Origin of the sequence: Arthrobacter sp. TB 23 (genome assembly GCF_000294595.1) — a bacterium.
Lineage (GTDB): Bacteria > Actinomycetota > Actinomycetes > Actinomycetales > Micrococcaceae > Arthrobacter_D.
In genome coordinates, this window is the sequence record NZ_ALPM01000117.1 from 1 (window position 1) to 20,709 (window position 20,709).

At 63.4% G+C, this 20,709-nt stretch carries 20 protein-coding genes and 1 tRNA gene; 12 read left to right on the top strand and 9 right to left on the bottom strand.

Annotated elements, in window-relative coordinates:
• On the bottom strand, positions 1-600 hold a 600-nt coding region (locus B384_RS0115740; protein WP_019484059.1), incomplete at its 3' end, for a flavin reductase family protein.
• Positions 601-609: 9 nt separating this feature from the next.
• Complete coding sequence (locus B384_RS0115745) at positions 610-1,452, bottom strand: SDR family oxidoreductase (protein WP_019484060.1); 843 nt, start codon at positions 1,450-1,452, stop codon at positions 610-612.
• 320 nt (positions 1,453-1,772) lie between these two features.
• On the opposite strand from B384_RS0115745, the gene B384_RS0115755 reads away from it, so the two are divergent.
• Both B384_RS0115755 and B384_RS0115760 read left to right on the top strand, forming a co-directional pair.
• Positions 1,773-2,684, top strand: coding sequence for an SDR family oxidoreductase (locus tag B384_RS0115755; RefSeq protein WP_019484062.1), 912 nt, complete (start codon positions 1,773-1,775; stop codon positions 2,682-2,684).
• A 123-nt stretch (positions 2,685-2,807) separates the two neighbouring features.
• Positions 2,808-3,092: an ArsR/SmtB family transcription factor gene (locus B384_RS0115760; protein ID WP_019484063.1), complete on the top strand. Its 285-nt coding sequence runs from the start codon at positions 2,808-2,810 to the stop codon at positions 3,090-3,092.
• Positions 3,093-3,095: 3 nt separating this feature from the next.
• Here B384_RS0115760 and B384_RS0115765 read toward each other — a convergent pair whose 3' ends face one another.
• A complete protein-coding gene (locus B384_RS0115765) occupies positions 3,096-3,689 on the bottom strand; it encodes a vitamin K epoxide reductase family protein (protein WP_019484064.1) in 594 nt (197 codons plus the stop codon).
• A 104-nt stretch (positions 3,690-3,793) separates the two neighbouring features.
• On the opposite strand from B384_RS0115765, the gene B384_RS19850 reads away from it, so the two are divergent.
• The 6 genes from B384_RS19850 to B384_RS0115795 all read left to right on the top strand — a co-directional run bounded on the left by B384_RS19850 (position 3,794) and on the right by B384_RS0115795 (position 9,917).
• Positions 3,794-4,396, top strand: coding sequence for a hypothetical protein (locus B384_RS19850; RefSeq protein ID WP_162148036.1), 603 nt, complete (start codon positions 3,794-3,796; stop codon positions 4,394-4,396).
• 121 nt (positions 4,397-4,517) lie between these two features.
• On the top strand, positions 4,518-5,078 hold the full coding sequence (locus tag B384_RS19855) for a copper resistance CopC family protein (RefSeq protein WP_272942582.1): 561 nt from the start codon (positions 4,518-4,520) through the stop codon (positions 5,076-5,078).
• 42 nt (positions 5,079-5,120) lie between these two features.
• Positions 5,121-5,726: a copper chaperone PCu(A)C gene (locus tag B384_RS19290; RefSeq protein ID WP_019484067.1), complete on the top strand. Its 606-nt coding sequence runs from the start codon at positions 5,121-5,123 to the stop codon at positions 5,724-5,726.
• Positions 5,723-6,976 carry a Dyp-type peroxidase gene (locus tag B384_RS0115785; RefSeq protein ID WP_019484068.1) on the top strand — a complete coding sequence of 418 codons (1,254 nt, stop codon included), beginning with the start codon at positions 5,723-5,725 and terminating at the stop codon, positions 6,974-6,976. The genes B384_RS19290 and B384_RS0115785 overlap by 4 nt, the downstream gene beginning before the upstream one ends.
• 39 nt (positions 6,977-7,015) lie before the next feature.
• Positions 7,016-7,852 carry a DsbA family protein gene (locus tag B384_RS0115790; RefSeq protein ID WP_019484069.1) on the top strand — a complete coding sequence of 279 codons (837 nt, stop codon included), beginning with the start codon at positions 7,016-7,018 and terminating at the stop codon, positions 7,850-7,852.
• 10 nt (positions 7,853-7,862) lie between these two features.
• Entirely contained in the window at positions 7,863-9,917 is a 2,055-nt protein-coding gene (locus B384_RS0115795; RefSeq protein ID WP_019484070.1) for a cytochrome c oxidase assembly protein, read from the top strand.
• A gap of 58 nt (positions 9,918-9,975) precedes the next feature.
• On the opposite strand, the gene B384_RS21200 is transcribed toward B384_RS0115795, so the two are convergent.
• Positions 9,976-11,016 carry a YrzE family protein gene (locus tag B384_RS21200; protein ID WP_019484071.1) on the bottom strand — a complete coding sequence of 347 codons (1,041 nt, stop codon included), beginning with the start codon at positions 11,014-11,016 and terminating at the stop codon, positions 9,976-9,978.
• A gap of 109 nt (positions 11,017-11,125) precedes the next feature.
• On the opposite strand from B384_RS21200, the gene B384_RS0115805 reads away from it, so the two are divergent.
• Positions 11,126-11,626 carry a DUF456 domain-containing protein gene (locus tag B384_RS0115805; protein WP_019484072.1) on the top strand — a complete coding sequence of 167 codons (501 nt, stop codon included), beginning with the start codon at positions 11,126-11,128 and terminating at the stop codon, positions 11,624-11,626.
• Between the two features lie 50 nt (positions 11,627-11,676).
• Positions 11,677-13,290 (top strand): amidohydrolase, encoded by a 1,614-nt coding sequence (locus tag B384_RS0115810; RefSeq protein WP_019484073.1) that lies wholly within the window; start codon positions 11,677-11,679, stop codon positions 13,288-13,290.
• A 10-nt stretch (positions 13,291-13,300) separates the two neighbouring features.
• On the opposite strand, the gene B384_RS0115815 is transcribed toward B384_RS0115810, so the two are convergent.
• The 4 genes from B384_RS0115815 to B384_RS0115830 all read right to left on the bottom strand — a co-directional run bounded on the left by B384_RS0115815 (position 13,301) and on the right by B384_RS0115830 (position 18,464).
• Positions 13,301-15,091, bottom strand: coding sequence for a glycoside hydrolase family 15 protein (locus B384_RS0115815; RefSeq protein WP_019484074.1), 1,791 nt, complete (start codon positions 15,089-15,091; stop codon positions 13,301-13,303).
• Between the two features lie 8 nt (positions 15,092-15,099).
• Positions 15,100-15,228, bottom strand: a complete 129-nt coding sequence (locus B384_RS21335) for a hypothetical protein (protein WP_019484075.1) — start codon at positions 15,226-15,228, stop codon at positions 15,100-15,102.
• Positions 15,229-15,328: 100 nt separating this feature from the next.
• Positions 15,329-16,819, bottom strand: a complete 1,491-nt coding sequence (locus B384_RS0115825; RefSeq protein ID WP_024476323.1) for a S10 family peptidase — start codon at positions 16,817-16,819, stop codon at positions 15,329-15,331.
• 124 nt (positions 16,820-16,943) lie between these two features.
• Positions 16,944-18,464: a DHA2 family efflux MFS transporter permease subunit gene (locus tag B384_RS0115830; RefSeq protein ID WP_019484077.1), complete on the bottom strand. Its 1,521-nt coding sequence runs from the start codon at positions 18,462-18,464 to the stop codon at positions 16,944-16,946.
• Positions 18,465-18,515: 51 nt separating this feature from the next.
• On the opposite strand from B384_RS0115830, the gene B384_RS0115835 reads away from it, so the two are divergent.
• Positions 18,516-18,588 (top strand) — tRNA-Ala (locus B384_RS0115835).
• Positions 18,589-18,748: 160 nt separating this feature from the next.
• On the opposite strand, the gene B384_RS19300 is transcribed toward B384_RS0115835, so the two are convergent.
• On the bottom strand, positions 18,749-19,495 hold the full coding sequence (locus B384_RS19300) for a tyrosine-type recombinase/integrase (protein WP_019484078.1): 747 nt from the start codon (positions 19,493-19,495) through the stop codon (positions 18,749-18,751).
• A 21-nt stretch (positions 19,496-19,516) separates the two neighbouring features.
• Between B384_RS19300 and B384_RS0115845 the strand changes: the two genes are divergently transcribed.
• Positions 19,517-19,720: a hypothetical protein gene (locus tag B384_RS0115845; protein WP_133185400.1), complete on the top strand. Its 204-nt coding sequence runs from the start codon at positions 19,517-19,519 to the stop codon at positions 19,718-19,720.
• Positions 19,721-20,709 lie beyond the last annotated feature (989 nt).

Consider the following 20,709-nt stretch of genomic DNA (forward strand, 5'->3'; position numbering starts at 1 on the left):
CCCCGGCCACTCCTCCACGGGGATGCGCTTGATCGTGTGAACGACTCCGGTGGTACCCCACTCATCGCGGCCTAGCCGGGACAGTGGTTTGAGGCGGTCCATCAGTGGGTGGGTCCCGTCCAGGACGTCCTCGGAAATGGCTGCATGGGTCACCTCGCCGAAAACTACAAAGCAATCCCCGATGGGCTGCACCAGGTGTAGCTTGCACTCCAGGGCGACCGGAGACTCCCGCAGTCGTGGGGGCGTCACCGTGTGGCTCGGCTCCCGGGTGAGACCGGCGGCGTCGAACTCGCTGACTTCCCGGTCAAAATTCGTGGCGGTGGCGTTGATCTGCTCGAACAGCTGCTCTGGCGCGAGATTGACGACAAACTCGCCGGTTTCCTCAATGTTGCGCAGGGTGTCCTTCCGCCCTACCGATGTGAAAGCGACCATCGGGGGGTCCACCGACGCGATGGTGAAAAATGAGTGCGGCGCCAGGTTGTCCTCGCCTGCCGCTGACCGGGACGACACCCAGGCGATCGGGCGGGGTACCACCGTCGAGGTGAGCAGCCGGTAAAAGTCACGCGTCGAGGTGTTGTCTCTGCTGAAGTCTCTGCGCATCCTTTGAGCCTAGCGGTCGCCGCGGAGGACTTGAGCGAGATCCAATGCTGGTTGACCCGTCAGATCCTGCACCGTGGTGGTGGTCCGGGCCAGCCCTCCTTCGGCAATTGCTGTGTAGGTGCTGACCCAGGCATCGAGCTGCCAGTCGGGCGCGCCGAAGTGCTGCCGGGAACCGTACGCTTCATCGACCGATTCGGCCCGGTAAGTGACCTCCCGGCCGGTTTCCTGCGAAATGATCGCTGCAGCCTCCGCCAGGGTTAGCGCCGTGGGGCCGGTCAGCTCATAGGTGTTGCCCGCATGGGCGGCGGCATCCCTAAGGACAACGGCGGCCACCTGCACCACGTCCGCCCGGGCCACCGCGGCCAATCGCCCGTTGCCAGCGGGGCCGCGAATGACGCCGTCGTCGTCGGCGAAATGTTGTAGGACGTCCAGATACAGATTGTTGCGGAGGAAGGTGTAGGCGATCCCGGAACGACGGATGTGTTCCTCGGTGGCCCAATGGTCGCGCCCGAGGGTGAAGGTGGCGTCCGGGGCGGCACCAAAAAATGAGGTGTACACGATGTGCTGCACACCGGCTTCACTGGCCGCGTCGACGAAGGTCAGATGCTGCTCCACGCGATCTTTGGATTCGCTTGCTGAGACCATGAAGAGGGTGTGGACACCCTCAAGAGCTGTCACGGCTGCCGAACGGTCCGCGTAGCTGCACTCAGCGGCGGTTGCGCCCGGCAGCGCAGGTGCGCGGCCGAGGTCTCGGACCGGCAGGCGAAGTGCGAGCCCGGACGCAGCAAGAATGCGTGCCGTAGCGCCGCCGATGGCCCCGGTCGATCCAGTAACTGCTATCAGCTTGTCCATACTCTTTTGCAGCGTGGGGAGGTGGTGAATTATTTCCGCTCGGCGGCAAGCTGCCAGGCTCGCCTAGACTGGGGGACCATGCGCTACATCAACAAATACCGTGTGCCCATCGTCTGGCTTCTCATTATCGCTCTCGTGGCGAGTATTGGTGCGGGATTCTTCGCTCAGATCTTCTAGCTTCCCCGCACTGCCTTGTCTGATGGGTGGGTACGTCCTAGGATAGTCAGTAGGCTTAGCTTTCGGGGAGGGCGGTATTCGATCCGTCTCCCGGTTGGCCTGCACAGACCGTATCGTACGTACGCACGGCTAGTGAGGAACGCATGACTGACAAGACTTCAACGACTGACCAGTACACCTTCCAGGATCCGGTGACTCGTTTCCCGAGCATCTCGGCCCCCAAGCAGGACCAGCCCGAACCCGGGTTGGATCGGGATCTGGAACCACAGACGGACCGCGGCGAGACCTCTTATCGTGGCACCGGCCGTCTCAAGGGGCGCAAGGCGCTTATCACCGGAGCGGACTCCGGTATCGGGGCTGCCGTCGCTATCGCTTTCGCCCGCGAAGGCGCCGACGTCGCGTTGTCCTACCTCCCCGTCGAGGAGCCCGACGCCGTCGAGGTGGCGCGCCTCATCGAAGAGAGCGGCCAGAAGGCCGTCAAGCTTCCGGGCGACCTGACCGATGCGGCTTTCTGCCGTTCACTCGTGAACGATGCCGCCGAACAGCTGGGTGGCCTGGATATCCTTGTGAATAATGCCGGCAAGCAGATTGCGGTCGAGCGTCTTGAAGACCTCACCGATGAGCAGTTGGATGAAACTTTCAAGACGAACATCTATTCGTTCTTCTGGATCACCCGTGAAGCGCTGAAGCATCTGAAGCCCGGGTCGAGCATCGTGAACTCGACATCGATTCAGGCTTACAGCCCGTCGTCGACTCTGCTGGACTATGCGAGCACCAAGGCTGCGATCAACAATTTCACCAAGGGCCTCGCCGAGCAGTTGGCACCCAAGGGTATTCGGGTCAACGCCGTTGCTCCTGGTCCGATCTGGACCCCATTGCAGGTTTCGGATGGGCAGCCAAAGGACAAGCTGCCGGAGTTTGGCAAGGATACCCCCTTGGGTCGCGCAGGACAGCCCACCGAGCTGGCCCCGGCCTACGTCTTCCTTGCGTCCTCCGAGTCAAGCTATGTGGTGGGCGAAACCTTGAATGTCAACGGCGGAAAGCCTTCGCCCTAACCCGTGTTGTTGAGGTGAAAGATCTCGATTGTCCCCTGCTGGCGGGCCGCTTCGGCCCGGTGGCAGGGGATGTCGCGTATATAAATCTAGACGAATATAAGCACTTTTTGATAGGTTCTGCTTATGCATGCTTTTGACGTCCTCGGCGACCCGGTTCGCCGCCGGATTCTTGAGCTTCTCCTCGATGAGGAATGGGCGGCTGGCGATATTGCCCGGGTCATCCGCACCGAATTTGGGATCTCCCAGCCTGCCGTCTCGCAGCACCTTCGGGTGTTACGCGAGAACGGTTTTGCTCGCGTCCGTGGGGACGGTACCCGGCGCCTGTATGCCGTAGAGGCCGGGCCCCTGCGGGACGTGGATCAATGGTTGGAGCCCTTCCGTGCAGGCTGGACGGGCCGGCCAGCCTGAAAGTCAGCCGGCAAATACGCCGATGAACCGGAAGAATACGGTGGCTGCCGTCGCAATCACCAACAGTGCCGCCGTGGTCCCCGTCCATCCGCTGAGGAACTGGCGCACTCGCTCGCTCGCCGGAAACACGCCGCAAACAAAATTGCGTGAAGTGAGGAAAATGGTGAGCACGATCATCGCAGCCCACACGATCATGCAGTAGATGCAGAGGATCCCGATCGCAAAGAGGGCCTGGCTCCATAGCCAGATGGTGAAGACCATCCCCAGAGTCACACCCACCTGCAATGCGCGCCAGTACCAGCGAGCTACGTTTGCCCCGGCGAGAAGCATGGCCCCCGTGGTGATGACGACGGAGAACGCGACAATACCCAGCAGGGGGTTGGGGAAGCCGAAGAGACTCGCTTGCCAGGTCTTGAAGACTTCACCGCAGGAAACGAAGGCGTTGACGTCGCAGCTGGTGACGTAGTTGGGGTCCGCGTAGACAGCCAGCCGTTCAAGGACCAACTGACCAGATGCCAACCACCCCACCACCCCTGAGATGACCAGGATCAGACCGAAAGGCCTGTCCTGCGCGAATCGTGGCGTAGCGGTGTCCATGGTGACTTTCTCGAAGCCTTGGTGGTCGTGGTGCAACTTTTTCTACTCTCCGTAGAAGAGGTTACAATTTTCAGGAGGGAGGAACAATGTCTGGCAGGACCAGTGTGACACCAGCCGCCCGCCTAACCCGTGGGCTACTCGCTGCTGCCGCATCGACCTCCCTCGCCGGTGCCTCACATGCTATCGCTGGCGGTGGCGTTCCAACGATCGCGGTTGTCGTTGCGCTGACCTTCGGGACGCTCGTATGCGTCATTCTTGCCGGGCGTCGACTGACCCTTGCGAGAACAACCGTTGGGGTAGCGATCAGCCAGGTGATTTTTCACTCGCTCTTCGCCTTGTTCACTAGCGGTTCGACGGCACCGACCGGATCGAGTACCGGCCACGGCCATGAGCTATTTTTGCCGGTCCCATCGGCTGCTCTGACCGGTACTGAGCATCCGGGCATCCTGATGATCGTGTCCCACTTCGCGGCTGGTCTACTGACGATTGCTCTGGTGCGTCACGGCGAAGCGCTGTGGTGGGCCTTGGTTGGCGCCCTGGCTGCATCCTTGACGGCGATGATCCGTTGGGTTGGCTCCTGCCCGGTCTCCGAGGAGCTGCGCTCCCTTCCTGTCCGTCCGGCAACCCTGGGTATGCACGATCTCCTGCATGCCGACTCAAGGCGTCGCCTTCGAGGGCCCCCGGTCCAGCAGCTGTCCTTCGCCTGACCCAGTCAGCTGCGGCACCGAGAATCACCGCCTGACTTCGCGTACCTCACAAAGGTAGGAGAACCCTTTGCCCACCCCGCGTTCTGGCGGGTTGGTTCGCATTTTCCGACGTGCAGCTCTCGTGACATTAGCGCTGGGCGGAATCACTTTAGGTAGTGGATTCGTCTCTTTGCCCAGCGCTAGTGCACACGATGAGCTAGTTTCCAGCAACCCCCAACAGGGGGACGAGTTGGCGACAGCTCCAGAATCCATTGACCTCGCTTTCAGCGCGGACATCCTGGATCTGGGCGCAGCGGTGCTGGTGGTTGATTCCACCTCCACAGATCGCACCATCGGAGTTCCCGAACTAGCCGGCAATACTCTGACTCAGACAGTCGCCGACCTCGACGACGGCGCCTATCAGGTGCGATGGCGCGTGGTCTCGGGCGACGGACATCCCATTGCTGGGTCCTTCGACTTCATTGTCGGCGACCCAGCCTCCGCAGAACCCATCACGGCCGCCGCAAGCGCGCCGTCGGTCGAAACCGCAACTCCTGATGCTGCGCCCGGCAACCTCGCCGGACAACCGGAACCATCGGCTGGCTTTTGGGCCATGCTGCCGGTCTGGCAGTACGCCCTGATAGGAGCCGCCGGCGGCCTCGGCATGTTCGCGCTGGTTCTGCGTCTCCGACGTGCCCGCTGATCAAGAGCGCCGTCACCGCCACTACTTAGCTAAGGAATCACCATGAAACTCTCCACCAAGTTCGCCACCGGGTTTGTTGCCCTGGGAACAATTACCGCCCTCGTGGGCTGCGCAGCAGCAGCTTCCGAAACCGCTCCCAGTACTGCCGTGGCAGCACAGGCTGATTCCGTGTCCATCGAGGATGCCTGGGTGAAATCAGCCGAAGAAGGCATGAGCGCTGCCTTCGGGATCCTATCGACGGACGGCGCCGAGGTGACAGTCATCTCGGCCTCCACCGCAGCGTCCCCAATGATAGAGCTGCACGAGACAGTCGCAGGGGACGACGGTCAGATGATGATGCAGGAGAAAGACGGGGGATTTGTCGTCTCCGAAGTCGAAATGATCCTGGCGCCAGGAGGCGATCACCTGATGTTGATGGGCCTCACTGCACCGCTGCTGGCAGGTGACACTGTTGGCTTCGAGCTGACCATGGAGGATGGCTCGATCTTCAGCTTCGATGCACCTGTCAAGGACTACTCGGGAGCGAATGAAACCTACAACGGCGACGAGTCCGTGGATATCGAAACGGATTCCGACTCCGGCTCAGCTGATGACAGGGGCTCGGATACTCACTCCGGGTCCGCCGATGAAGGGGCACCCGACCAGTGACTCAATCGGATACCAATGATGCCCTGCCGGGGCTGAATCGTCGGCGTTTCCTGTGGGGAGGCGCCGCCACCGGTGTGGGTGCGGCCACCGCCGCCCTGATCGGTTCCTCCTGGAGGGACGCCTCGTCAACTGCTGCTGCAGGCCACGCCGAGGACGCCAGATCGGCGATCCACGGCGCAGTAACCATCCCGTTCTACGGGGCGCGCCAGGCGGGTATTGATACTCCAGCCCAGTCTCACACAGTGATTACCGCTGTGGATCTGGTTCAGGTACAGACAGCGGAACAGGTGGTTCGACTGATGCGGCTCCTTACCGAAGATGCGGCCCGTCTGACACAGGGCGCGGCGGCCCTGGCAGATCCGGAACCGGAGCTGGCCATCGTTCCAGCCCGTCTCACAGTGACCTTCGGGTTCGGGGAACGCATTGTGCGGCTCGCTGGTGACAACAGTGCACCCTCCTGGCTCAAGCCGCTCCCCGCCTTCTCCATTGACGATCTCGACGAGGATCAGTGCGGAGGCGATCTCCTGATTCACGTCGCCTCTGAAGATCTCGTCACGGTGTCGCATGCGCAGCGGATGCTCCTCAAGGACACCCGGTCTTTCGGCCAGGTCCGCTGGTCGACGGAAGGATTCCGGCGGGCGTTCGGTTCGGAAGAGGCCTCCGTGACGATGCGCAATCTGTTTGGCCAGGTCGATGGGACAGCCAACCCCCGACTTGGCTCGGACGACCTCGAGACGGTGGTCTGGGACAGCTCCGCTTCTCCTGCCTGGCTTTTCAACGGAACGTCGATGGTGATCCGCAAAATTGCCATGGACCTGGACACGTGGGATGAGCTGGACCGTCCGGGCCGTGAAGAGTCAGTCGGTCGCTACCTGACGAACGGCGCCCCGCTGACCGGACGCAATGAGAAGGACGAGCCAGATTTCGAGAAGACCACCCCCTTGGGGTTTCCGGTCATCGCCGAGTTCGCGCACACGCGCAGGGCCCGGTCCAGCGTGCCCGGCGAAAAGATATTCCGTCGTGCGTATAACTACAACACGACACCAACTGGAGGGCCTGTTTCTGACGCCGGCCTGCTCTTCCTCAGCTATCAGGCCGACGTCGACCGTCAATTCGTCCCGTTGCAGCAACGACTGGACGAACTGGACCTCCTGAACCAATGGACCACGCCCATCGGTTCTGCAGTGTTCGCCATCCCGCCGGGCTGCGCCGAAGGCGGGTTCATCGGAGACTCGCTCTTCGCTATCTGACCCCGAACACGCATCCTCCGACTCAAAGGAAACCCCAAAATGCCCGCACCAAACACTAAATCCGCCGGCTCCTCCCGCGAATCAGCCCAGCAACTTCGGCTGGACCACGAGCGGCGGGAAAAGCGCTCACGCCTGTTGATGAGGTGGGGAATCATTGGCGGAGTCCTGGCTGTCCTCGCGGTGATCGCTGTGGTGATTGTGTCCTCGATTCGCCCGGATGTTCCGGCTGCCGGTCCCGCGCCAGCCCACGGCAATGAGTATGGCGGGATCACGCTTGCCTCTCCCACCGACCTGGCGGCCACCGCTGCCGGGACGGTCGACGCCGAGGCGGCGCTGGAGGAGACACGCGAAACACCGGCGCGGGTGGAGGCCGACGCTGGGCCCGGGCCGGTCCAGGTGGTCGCGTGGGTCGACGTCAACTGCGTGCATTGCGCGGACTTCGAAACAACCTACTCAGCCCAAATTAAGCAGTGGCTCGACGACGGCGACGTCACCCTGGAGTACCGAACCGTTGCCTTCCTCGACCGGAACTCGACCAGCGCGTACTCCTCCCGGGCAGCCAACGCGCTAGCGTGCGTGGCTGACACGGCCCCGCAGGCATACCTGCCATTCACTCAAGCGCTATTCGGGAATTTCCCCACTGGGGAACTGAGCGATGACGAGCTCAGCGACCTTGCTGAAGCGTCGGGCGCAGGGGACATCTCCACCTGCGTTGCTGAAGGTACCTTCCGCCCCTGGGTGGACTTCACCACCAACGCAGCATCCTCCTCGGGCATCTCAGGCACGCCGACCGTGTACATCGATGGTGAGCCACTCGCGTCGCCTGCCGATTTCGTGACCGGCGTCGAAGCCGCAATTGAGGCCCGAGGTGCCTAAAGGCGGCCCATTGCAGGATCCTGCTGAGCTGGCCGCCGTGAGGGATGAGCGGCCAGTATCGGGGGAGCGGATCCCGGAGCGCAGCATTGTGCGGGTAGTTTTCGGTATCGCAGTGCCGGTCAGCCTGGCGGTCGCGATCCTGTCGATGTACTTCAGCGAAGCGCTCACCACGTACCGAACCACCATGGCGGATCCCGGCGACTTTGTGGTGCATGCTCGGCCAGTCGCGCGGGTAATCCAGGATCTCAGCGCTGCCATGACAATCGGCTTCCTGGTGCTCTGCGCCAGTCTCCTGCCGGCGTCCGACCGGAACAAGTCGATCATTGGGTTCGCCCAATGGAAGGCTCTCAATTGGGCCTGGATCTCGGCGGGTGTCTGGTTTGTCGCCTCGGTCGCCTCGCTGGTGCTGATTGCCGCTGACACTGCGGGCCAACCGATCAACAGTCCGGGGTTTGCGTCGATTTTCCTGTTCTTCGCCACTGAACTGGAGCTCGGGCAGATCCTGCTGGTGGCGCTGTCAGCGGTCCTGGTTCTGGTCGTGATGCTGCCAATGGTCCGGTCGACCACTGGGGCTGGTATTGCGCTGGCCATCGCAGCGATGGGGATCCTGCCATTGGCCCTGGCCGGGCATGCTGCCGGGTCGGATGACCACGGCAACGCCGTCAACTCCCTGGCGCTCCACCTGGTCGGCGTATGCGTGTGGGTCGGCGGGCTCGCGGCGGTGCTGCTGCTGGGATCCCGGCTGGGCAAGGACACGGGGCGGGTCCTTCGCCGCTACTCAGCACTGGCTGCGTGGGCGTTCGGGGCTGTGGCCTTCTCTGGGATTATCAACGCCAGCCTCCGCCTCGGGTCCCTGGCGGACCTGGCCACACCCTACGGTCTGCTCGTGGTGGTGAAGATGGGTAGCCTGACCCTGCTCGGGCTCGCTGGGTGGTATCAGCGCCGCAGGATTCTGCCGCGCCTGGACCGCGACCCGGAGGACCGACGGGCGTTCGTTACCTTTGGTGTGTCCGAAGCAGCGCTGATGATTGTTACCATCGGCGTGTCCGCCGGTCTTGCCGCGAGTCCGCCGCCCGTTCCGCAGGGGTCAATCGCCGACGTCGACCTGCGCCGTTCCCTCCTCGGCTACCCGTACCCGGAGCCGCTCACTGTCCCCAGCTTCCTAACTTCGTGGCACCCCGACTGGACGATTGGGCTCCTGGTTCTGGTTGCCGCCGGAGCCTACGTGGCTGCGGTCATCAGGGTCCGGCGTCGCGGCGATCGCTGGTCCATTCCCCGCTCGCTGGCCTTCCTCGCAGGGTGCGCCCTGCTGATTTGGCTAACCAGCGGCGGGCCCGCCGTCTATGGGAGGACCAGTTTTTCGGGGCACATGATCCAGCATATGGGCCTGATGATGTACGCACCGGTGCTCTTTGTGCTGGGGGCGCCGATCCTGTTGCTTCTCAAGTCGACACGTCCGCGCACCGACGGCAGCCGAGGCCTCCGCGAGTGGGTGCTCTGGCTCTTCCGCTCACGCTTCAGTCACTTCCTCACCCGCCCCCCGGTTGCTGGGCTGATTTTCGTGGGCAGCATGGTGGGGTTCTACTATTCACCCGTTTTCGAACTGGCCCTGTCCACCCATGTGGGACACGTGTTCATGATCGTGCACTTCCTTATTACCGGATATCTTTTCGCCTGGGTGCTCATCGGGATCGATCCGGGGCCAGCCCGATCGCCGTACCCGTTCAGGCTGATCATCCTGCTCGCGACCATGGCGTTCCACGCCTTCTTCGGCCTGTCGCTCCTGGGCGGCACAGAGATCCTGGCACCCACCTGGTGGGCTAACCTGCAGCTCACCGACCAGGCAGCTCTGCTGGCTGACCAGCAGCGAGGCGGCGCGATCGCGTGGGGAATTGGGGAGATCCCGACGGTACTCCTCGCGTTAGGCGTCGCCATGGCGTGGCGGAAGGACGACGAACGGACAGCGGTTCGCGAGGACCGCGCCGCTGACCGGGACGACGACGCCAAACTCACCGCCTACAACCAGCATCTTGAAAGCCTGCAGCGGAGGTCGCCGGGACGTTGACCACACACGACTGCGCCCCACCCATGAGCTGACACGGGTGGGGCGCAGTTGCTGAGGGCTATCGGGTCGGCGTGTTGTCGTAGTCCGCTCGGTCGATCTTGCGGTGGTAGCGCATGCCGGTGAGACCACCCAGGACGGCTCCGACGAGGGCTGCGACCAGCGCCACGATGACAGCAATAATGCCCGCGGTCGTGAGGTTCCCTTCATTGAGGGGGATCCGCGGGAAACTGTTGAGATTCGCGAAAATGTCGAACTGCCTTCCGAAGATCAAGCCGAGCACCGCCACCAGTACCGCGATGATGAGTGCCCAAAGCCACACGGCAACCCCCTGCTTCGCTCCGTTGAACCGCGCCATCCGTCCGGCGACGTAACCACCGGCAAAGTAGGAGAGGAGCAGGATCACCAGCAGGACAATTGCTCCCGTGATGCCGACGGTCTGCGGATCTGCGGCCACCTGGTCGGCGGCATCGGTCAGGTCAGTGTTGGTGGAGAGCCCGAAGACTGCTCCAGCCGCGGCGACGAGCGCCGTGAGCAGCACTGCCATCCCGGTGGCGGTGAGCCAGCCGAAGAACGCCGACCCAAACTTCATGCCACCAAAGGTGTCCTTCTCGTGCTGCAGGAGGGCTGCCCGTTCGGCCGACGCCGGTAGCGCCGGACGGTCGTCGTGGGTGTCGCGGTACCGGTCGTCATCCGGATCAGCGGTATGACTGACCGGCTGCGCAGCGACGGGCTGGGTACGGGTAGACGGCGACGCCGCTACGGCACCCGCCCCGGCGCCGGTAGCTACTGCGCCTGTTGAGCCGCCGGACTGTGTCTGGTGTTCGCGGGTGGTCTCGCCGTCGGTGGTGCGGTGCACCTGGGTGGCGTCACTGTCGCGGGCGGAGCGGCGCGAGTCGGTGGTGCGGTGCACCTCGGTGGCGTCACCGTCGCGGTCGGAGCGGCGCGAGTCGGTGTAGTCGTGCACCTGGGTGGCGTCGCCGTCGTTGGCGCTGGCCGAAGAGGAATCACGCCAATCCGCAGTGCCGTCAGAATGTTTGGGGGTGTTCTCCCGGGGAGAGTTGCCCTCTGCCGGGTCGTTCCCTGTTCCTTGCGTGCTCATGGTGCCTCCTACTATCGGTGCCGTACGGCTTCCTCAGCAACCTTACTATTACTGCCGGTGGGGGACAAGAGTGGCCGGATGGGAGCCAGCGCAGTGAGAGACTTTTCCTATGGAATTTCAGATCCTGATGACCGTGCTGACCGGCCTGCTGATCGTGGTTGGCGTCGCGGGAGTCATTGTGCCAATCCTCCCGGGCAGCATTCTCATCATCGGTTCCCTCCTGATGTGGGCGCTGGTGGTGTCCAGCACCGCGGGCTGGATGGCATTTGGCGTCGGAGCGGCGCTGGCTGTCGCTGGCCTGCTCGCCGGCGCGGTCCTGACTGGCCGGAAACTCCAGCAGCGCCAGATTCCGGGCAGATCGGTCGTGATCGGGTTGGTCACTGGCGTGCTGGGAATGTTCCTGATCCCCGTGGTCGGGCTCTTCGTGGGCTTCGCCGCTGGTCTGTTCGCGAGCGAATTCGCCCGGCAGCGGCAAGTCGGCCCGGCGCTATCGTCCAGCGGGGCTGCGTTGAAGGCAACCGGCATCGGAATTCTGGTCGAACTTGGGCTCGCACTGCTCGCAGGAAGCGTCTGGGTCATCGGCGTGTGGGTGCACTTTGCCACCGTCTAAGGATCGCTGAACACCACTATCGTCTGAAAATTGTCGCTCGGGAGCTGACCATGTTGCTGGATCTCATCCTCACCAACGCCCGTATCATCACCATGGACGCCCAGCGTCCGGCAGCGGGGAGCGTTGGCATCCTGAACGGGCGGATCGTCGGCTTCGACACCGAGCTGGCGGGCCTTAGCGCCAGAGAGGTTATTGACCTGCGGGGCAGGGTCCTTATTCCGGGGCTGAATGACGCGCACTGCCACACCGCCTGGTTCGGGCTCACCCTCGGTGAGGTGGACCTGTCCCATCTCACCGATCTGGAGCAGGTGTATGCCCGCCTCCATGCGGCGGCGCAGGCTCCGGCGGACGACGACGGCGGTTGGCTGGTTGCCAGCGGGTTCGACCACCACCGGTTCGGCGGTCAGTTCCCCAACCGGGGTGCCCTGGACCGGGTTAGTGGAGGGCGACCACTGTTCATCAGACGGACTTCAGGCCATGGTGGAATCGCCAACACGGAGGCCCTCCGGCGGGCGGGAGTTCTTGCCCAGGACTTCAGCGATCCGGTCGGCGGGAGGGTTGTGCGGGACGGCTCGGGGGAACCGACGGGCCTGCTGCAGGAAACCGCCCAGGCCCTGGTCCTTGACCTGCTCCGCCCCTACGCCCGTGAAACCCTGGTCGCGGCCATCGACCGGGCGAGCGCCCGGTACGCGAGTGAGGGGATCACCAGCTTCACCGATGCCGGCATCGGGGGCGGCTGGATTGGTCATGCACCAGACGAACTGGGCGCGTTCCAGGACGCCCGGACAGCGGGGAAGCTGCACGCCCGGGCGCAGCTGATGCCCGCCATCGAGACGCTGCAGTCAGATACGGGAGCCGGTCTGGGCCTGGGGATGTACAGCGGGTTCGGCGATAACATGCTGTCGTTGGGCCCGGCGAAGATCTTCCTGGATGGCGCGCTCTCCAGCGAGACTGCTGCGCAGACCGAGCCTTACTCCACCGGCAGCGTGAACAAGGGTTACCTGCTGGATGATCCGTTGGCCCTGCGGCGGCAGATGGTTGACGCGCACCGTGCCGGCTGGTCCATCGCCGCGCATGCGATCGGCGACGCTGCCATGGACCTGGCAATTGACACGTTCCGCCAGTTTCCTGACCGACCCAACGGGAGCCTGCCGCATCGGATCGAGCACGCGGCGGTGGTCCGACCGGACCAGCTGTCAGCACTCGCCGCCCTGGAGGTAGCGGTGGCGCCTCAAGCCTCCTTCTTCCGCCCGATAGGCGACGCGATGGCGCTGTCCTTGGGGGCGCGCCGGGCGGCATTCACCTACCGGGCCAAGTCCTTCCTCGACGCGGGCATCCGGATGGCAGGTAGCTCCGATCGGCCTTGTGCTGATGGGACAGCGCTGCGCTCCATCCAGTCCTACGTGGACCGCCTGACCTCCGGCGGCGCCATTTTCGGTGCCGCATCCGAACGGCTCACCGCTGCGGAAGCCCTCCGCATCTATACGGTCGGATCCGCGGACGCTACCGGATTCGGTGGGATCAAGGGCCGGCTGGCCGCCGGGATGCTTGCTGACTGCGCTGTCCTCGAGGCATCGCCGCTGGAGGTTCCGACCGGTGACATCGCCGACATCCCGGTTCTGGCCACCCTGCTGGGTGGTCGGTTTACCCACCACCAGCTGTGAGTGGGTGGCGCTACTCGCCGTCGGACAGGGATAGCGCGGCGGTGATCAAGGCCAGGTGACTCAGACCCTGCGGCAGGTTACCCATGAACTCGTGCCGGTCATCGGCGTCGATCATTTCGGCCAGCAGGCCGACGTCGTTCGCCAGAGGTAGCAGTTCGTCCATCTGGGAGCGTGCCTCTTCCTTGCGTCCGACCAGGGCCAGGGCAGCCACCATCCAGTAGGCGCAGGCGACAAAGGTGGATTCCTCGTCCTGCATGCCGCTGTACCGGTAGAGGAGGGGGCCAGCTCCAAGCTCGCCCCGCAGGGCATCAATGGTTGAGGACATTCGCGGTCCGCGCTCGTAGCCGCTGATGGCGTGCAGCAGGATCGAGGCGTCCAACTCCTGGGAACCGGGATACCAGACGTAGCTCTGGCGGTCTTCCGACCAGCAGTTCGCTTCGACCCAGTCCCGGATCCGATCGCGCTCGGCCCGCCAGCGCTCGGCGGGTCGTTGCAGTTGCCCGGCTTCGGAGAGTTTCACAGCACTATCCAGTGCATGCCAGCAGCCCAGCTTCGAGGTGGTGTAGTGCCGCTCCTCGGGGAGTTCCCAGATGCCGGCGTCGCGCTGTTGCCAGGTATCGCACGCAAGATCCGCTATGTCCGCGAGCTGGCGGGACGTGGTGGGGTCCAGGACGTGCCCGGCCTCGACGTACAGTCGCACAATGTCGAACAGGTCCCCGAAGACGCCCAGCTGAAGTTGGCCAGCTGCAGGGTTCCCGTCGACCACCGGGCCGATTCCTCGCCAGCCGGAAAGATCCGGGGTGCGTGTGCCTGCGGGGATCTCTCCGTTGAGGCGGGTGAAGACCTGCAGGTCCCTGCCCTGGGTGCGAAGGTTTTTGAGCATCCAGGACACCGCGGCGTGGACTTCCTCGCGCACTCCGGTCCGGACCAGCGCATGAAGGGTGTAGGCGGTGTCCCGCAGCCAGGTGTACCGGTAGTCCCAGTTCTTGCCGCCAGCCCTGCTCTCGGGTAGCGACGTGGTCGCGGCTGCGGCTATTGAACCGGAGGGGCTGTGGATCAGCAGCTTCAGGGCCAGGGCGCTCCGGAGCACCTGGTCGGCGTAGGGTCCGTCGTAGCTGAACTCTCTGGACCAGGTCTGCCAGTTGGAGATGGTTCGTTCGATGCCGGCGTCCACTGATTGGGGATCGGGGAGTGGCAGGGGCTCGTCGTGGGTGGAGATGACAGCGATGAGGTGGCGTGAGCCGGGATCGGTGGTGAGGGCCCCGGAAATTGCCTGACCCTCGATGGTCACATCGCCTTCGTTGATGCCGCGGACGCCCAGCGCGGTGCCGTCGACCATCAGTACTGCGCCGTGGTCGGTGGACTGGACCCAGGGTGAGGCGGTCTGGAAGCAGTTGCCGGGCCGGACTGCCCAGCGCATCGGCACGTTCCCGGTCAGGCCCTCGATTCGCCGGGCCAACTCGCCCCAGGGCAGTCGACCTGCCACGCCCGTGTTCAGGGAATCGGTGACCTGGACGGTGCCGGACCTGGTGGTGTAGATGGTGGCCAGGACGTTGGTGCCGTCCACATAAGCCCGTGTGGCGGTGAACGGTTCAGCCGGGCACAACTCCAGCGCGCCGCCGTCGTCGGCGTCCAGCAGCCGGGCGAACGCAGGGGTGGAGTCGAGGTCGGGGGTGGGGTACCAATCGATCGATCCATCGTGGGCGATCAGGGCAACCGTTCGCCCGTCGCCGATTGCTGCATAGGAACGCAGGTCAACGTAGCCGTCTCGGCGGTCGGCTAGCTCATTCGGATCAATCATCCAGTGGGCTAGTGGCCCTGATTTTTGTTGTACCGGGTCTTGTTGGCGCGGGTGTTCTCGTTATTGCCACGTCGATTTTTGAGCAGCTTGGAGGCAATGACGGGGACGAGGGTCCACAGGATTCTCTTCATCAGCACGACATGTTCCTTATCTATTGGAGGACCGAGGGTTTCCACGGGAAACCTAAGTCTACTTATAGTTTGGCTTGAAGGAAACTGGGAACGGCCCGCATAGCGGCTAGCCGGCGTGCGTCACGAACTCCTTCAGCGCCGCCAACTGCGTCAACCGGCACTCAGGCTTCAGGTACATCATGTGACCGGCCTCGTGATAGTGGTGCGTGAATCGGTCTTTCATCTGGTCCGTCAGATTCATGTGGGCGAACACGTATTCGGCCGCGAAATGCGGAGTGGCGCCGTCCTGATAGCCGTAATCCACGTGGACGCGGAGGGAGGGGTTGTGCACCAGGAGCCGCTCAAGGGTGTGACTCACATCCACGGGTGCCCCCTCGAAGGTCTTGTAACTCCACGGGTGCACCCGGGCAGTGAGCACCTCGTAGGGCAGGTCATTTTCGTAGCCAAGTTCGGCGCGCACGTAGTGGTTCATGGCTGCCGCGTACGGACCGGTGATGGCGCGGATGCTCGGGTCATCGGTCATAGTGGAGCTCTGCAGGCTGGCGGGCTGCGCCGTGAACCGCCCGTCAATCCGGCCGACCGCAAGCCCATCCGCGCGGAGCAGTTCCGCGGCAAACTCACCGTACTGCCACCGCAGGTTGGTGCGGCGGACAAAGGCCTCGTCGAGGGTGGTAATCGCGGCCAGTCGGGCGACGACGTCGTCGTACTCCTCAGCGCTGAGTCGGCTGCCCTGCGTCAGGGCGTACCCGTAGTCGCGGGCGGCAAAGGTTTCGGCTTCACTGACGACGTCGGCGAGGTCGCGCCCCGGGTGGCGGCCGTGGAAGTGGGCGATGGCCGCGTAGGTGGGGATGTGCAGGGCGTACGGGAGGTCACTGCCGGGAAAGAACCGCAGCGTCGACATGTTCAGGACCGTGGAGATGAGGCCCAGGCCGTTCACAGCCATGCCGTAGGCGTCGAACAGCCGGCCGGCGACGGCGACGGCCCGGAGGGTTCCGTAGGATTCGCCGACGAGGTACTTCGGTGCGAGCCAGCGGTTGTTGCGGGTGGTCCAGAGCCGGATGACCTCGGCCACCAGATCGCGGTCTTCGATGAACGCGTGGAACTCGTCCGACTTCTCGCCTTCGACGACGCGGGAGAAGCCGGTGTTGACGGGGTCGATCATGACCAGGTCGCTGTGTTCAAGGAGTGTCTCGGGGTTGTCCACCAGCCCGAACGGTGCGGGAGTCATGGCTCCGGTATCGCCGGAATCGACCCGACGTGGGCCGAGCAAACCCAGGTGAAGCCAGATTGACGCCGAGCCGGGACCGCCGTTGAATGCGAAGGTGACCGGTCGAGTGGGAGTCTGGCCGTCGTCGTCGGGCTCGGTGTCCTTGGTGTAGGCCACGATGAAGATTTCGGCCTTGGGCTTGAACCCGTCGGACTTCCCGTCCTTCGTTTCCTCCCGGCGCAGGACCAGTCGGCCGGTAGTGCTCGTGTACTTCAGGCCCGACGCTGTGGTGTGCTGCCGGATGGCGAAGTCGTCGGTGACTTCCTTGACTTCTTTGACCTTCTCGGAGGTTGCGGAGTCTTCGATAGTTTCTGCGGTGTCGTCAGCCATGACTAGAGCGTACAGGTAGTTCCCAGAGGCAACCACTCCGTGGTGTCCGCCGTCGTCGGCCATCCCGATGTCCAGGTTGGCCCCGCGTGTCCGGGTTGCTCACCAAGGGGCCGCCCCGAAGTGGCTACTTTGCTGCGTTTGGCGACGTCGGGACGCTCGACGGCGATTCGTCGTCTGCCCAGCCGGTCCGGAGCTGGGGGCGGGCAAAGAACAGGGCGGCGCCGAGTCCGATGAGGATCACCGTGGCCGGCAGGAAAAGGGACTGGCCCATGGCCGCCGCATATCCGGGCTGTAGTGCTTCGGAGAGCTGCTGTCCGGGCACGGCTTCGGCTCCGCCGTCGCCAATGTTGGCAGCCAGGCGGGTGAGCATCATCGCCGCAATGGCAGAGCTCCCCAGGACGGCCCCCACCTGCCGGGTGGTGTTGTAAACGCCGGAGCCGGCGCCCGCGGAGGACCGAGGCAGGTTGCGGGTAGCCGTCAGGGAAACCGGAGCCCAGATGCCGGCACTCGCCAGGCCGAGCAGCGAGATGGGGAGCAGCAACGCCCAGACGGGCATGTCGGGAGTCATGATGGCGCCTAGCCAGAACAGTGACACCGACATGGCCGAGAATCCGAAGACAGCCATGTATTTGGGGTTGCCGCGCTGGACCAGTCGCCCCACCAGCGGGGCGAGCGAGCCGGAGATGATCGCCATGGGGGTCAGCAGCAGGGCGCCTTCAGTGGGGGAAAAGCCGCGAACGTTTTGGGCGTACAACATCAGGGGGATAGCAACAGTGGTGATGGCGAAGCCCATCGCGAAGATCGAGGTGTTGCCGAGCGAGAAGTTGCGGTCCTTGAACAGCCCCAGCGGCACCAGGGGCTCCTTGCGGTTATAGCGCTGCCAGAGGATGAAGGTCGCGAGCAGGACGACGCCGGTGATGATCAGCGACCAGACCGAAATGGGTCCGGCGATGGTACCCCAGTCATAGGTCTCGCCCTCCTGAATACCAAACACCAGGCAGAACATACCCGCGGCGCTCAGGACCACGCCGAGGAAGTCGAAGCTGTGGCTGTTGGTCGGAAGCCGGGGGACCAGGCGGTAGGCGAGGATCAGGCCGACGACGCCGACCGGTGCGTTGACGAAGAAGATCCACTCCCAGCCCAGCGAGTCGACCAGCAGGCCGCCAAGCACCGGGCCGATGAGGGTGGCGACGCCTGCCACGGATCCCCACAGTCCCATCGCAGCACCCCGGCGTTCCGGTGGGAAAATGCGGGTGATGACGGCCATGGTCTGGGGTGTCATCAGCGCCGCGCCGAGTCCTTGAAGGACCCGGGCCAGGATGAGCATCTCCACTGACCCGGCCATCCCGCACCACACGCTGGCCAGGGTGAACACCGTCAGGCCGGCGAGGTAGATTCGGCGAGGGCCGAACCGGTCGCCGAGGCGTCCGGTGATCAGCAGCGGGACGGCGAACGCCAGAAGGTAGGCGCTGTTGACCCAGACCACGCTGTCGAGGTCGGCTCCTAGTCCGTTCATGATTGCCGGGATGGCCACGGAGACGATGGTCGAGTCAACGAGAATCATGAAGAATCCGATGACCAGGGCCCAAAGTGCAGGCCAGGCGTTGATCTCGGTCTGCTCCTCGGCGGAGCGTTGTGCGGTCATTCTCCGAGGTTACTCCGGCTGCGGGCACCGATTTGCTACAGTACTTTTTGCGGGGCTTTAGCTCAGTTGGTAGAGCGTTTCGTTCGCAATGAAAAGGTCAGGGGTTCGATTCCCCTAAGCTCCACTCTGAAGGCCCTCTGACCTGCGGAAACGTTGGGTGGGAGGGCCTCGTTTCTGTCCTGCGACGGCTCAACCACACGGAAACCACACGCTTTCGGACTATTCCGGATCAGCCTTGGGTGTTGCATTCCGTCCGTCTGGGCCTCAGCGACGGTGGGTGGTATTCACATAGACATGCCCTCCGGTCCGGATAATGATGCGGTCCCAAACTTTTGGAGGACCGCTGTGAGGTCCGGTGACTGGGTTGCCTTGGCGATGTAGTGCTTCTCTGTGATTGCAGTTCCAGAGTGACCCAGCTGTGCGGCGGCTTGCTTGGAACTGTATTCCTGGTCGATGAGAGTGGCAACGGATTTCCGGAAAACATGCGGGGTTACCCATTCGAAGGGTGATCCAGCGCGGGCGTCCCGCCATTGCCTGCGGAAGTTGTGCGGGCTGCGCACAGTTCCCGTGGAAGACGGGAACAGCATGTCTTCGGGTTTGGGCTGCTTGGCTGAATACCTGCGCTGAAGTGTTTGCACGGCAAACGGCGGGACCTTCATCGTGCGGAAGCCGGCTTTTGTCTTCGGGTGGTCTTGCCGGTAGGCACCGCGGCCTTTCTCCATGATGACGGTTCCCGAGATCGTGATGGTCGGCGGTTCTGTTTCAAAATTGACGTCCTTCCAACGGATGGCCAGGACTTCACCAATTCGGGCGCCCGTGGGGAGGAAAATGTCGAGAACATCCAGCAGGTCTAGTGCGCGTGGCCGTCCCTGGTGTGCGGGGTCCTTTTGCCACCCGGCAATGACAGCCCGGAGCTTCTGAACGTCTTCGACTGACAGTGCCTTGACGTCTTTCCTGGCGAATTTGATGGCTCCGACATCCCGAACTGGATTGCTGCGCAGGGCATCGTGCCGGAGTGCGAGACCGATCATGCCGGTCAGAACGATTTTGGAATGACGTGCGGTGGCAGGGTGGTCTGCAGCGACGTTTTTGAGGAACCGGTCAATACGGCCGGTGCTCAGTTCGTGCAGCCGGAGTCCGGCCAGTGCGGGTTCGATGACGCGACTGTAGGTGTCGCGGTAGCCATCGATGGTCCTTCTGCTGGCGCGACCATTGTTCTCAATTTCTTCGAACCACAGATCGCTGAGCTCGGATAGCCGAGTATCTCTGGAAATATCACTTGTGGCAGGGGCTCGCCGGTCTTGGAACGAAGTGACAAGGTTTCGTTCGGCGGCGGCTCCACCGGTTCCCCAGACTTCAGCGGTGCGGGTGATGCCGTCGGTGGCTGGACAGTTCCGGCAAATTTGAGCGGCGTGGTACAGAGCGAGTTACGTGATGCTTTTCAAGAGAGCAAGCGCCGCGGACATGTTTTAGTACGCGAATAATTTGAGCAGCCGAACGGGGAAGAGCTAGTAGCTTGACTGCCGCCTATACCTCTTTGTGGTTGCGCTACGCTTCACGCCTGGGCATGTGGAAACCCTCGACACGGTCTGGGTCGCCTGCTTAATATCCACATCACCGACAGATTTTTACTTGATCCGGAGGCATTGGTAGGAAGCGGCATACGGTGGACCAGGCCGAACAGTGGTTGGAATGTCTCTGGTCAGTTAGCTTACGTTTTACTAGGGTGGTCGTCAGGTGAACAAGACGGGAGGACCCATCACAGTTTCAGCGCTGGGCAGAACGGGCATCACTGTGCAGACGGTGGTGCGCCTCGTGTTGAGCTTTTCGCTCCTTGTCGCGTTTACCTCTTCAGGCACCGCGGCTTTGTGCCTTCCGATGGAACAACACAAGTCCCCCGCGATGGCGGACCATGCGGTGGGTATGGATTTACCGGGGCAGGCTAGCGGCGCTAGTACGACAGTCAGGGCCGTGACACCCACGCATTCCCCGTCGGCACAAACGTGCTGCCATCAACAGGTCAGTGCGACCGAAAGAGTCACAGCGCCGCAGCGTGCGCTACCGGCGGAGCAGGGCGTGGCCTTTCCAGCGCGGCTGGAACTGCTTCCTGCTGATCACAGGTACATGCCGCCGGGATTGTTTGATCCGACTCTTGAGAGGCGCGATCATCTTCGGCCGTCGTTGACGGCTCTATCGATCAGTCGTACATAAACCCCTCTTCCCTGGCATGCCGGTCCCCACCGGC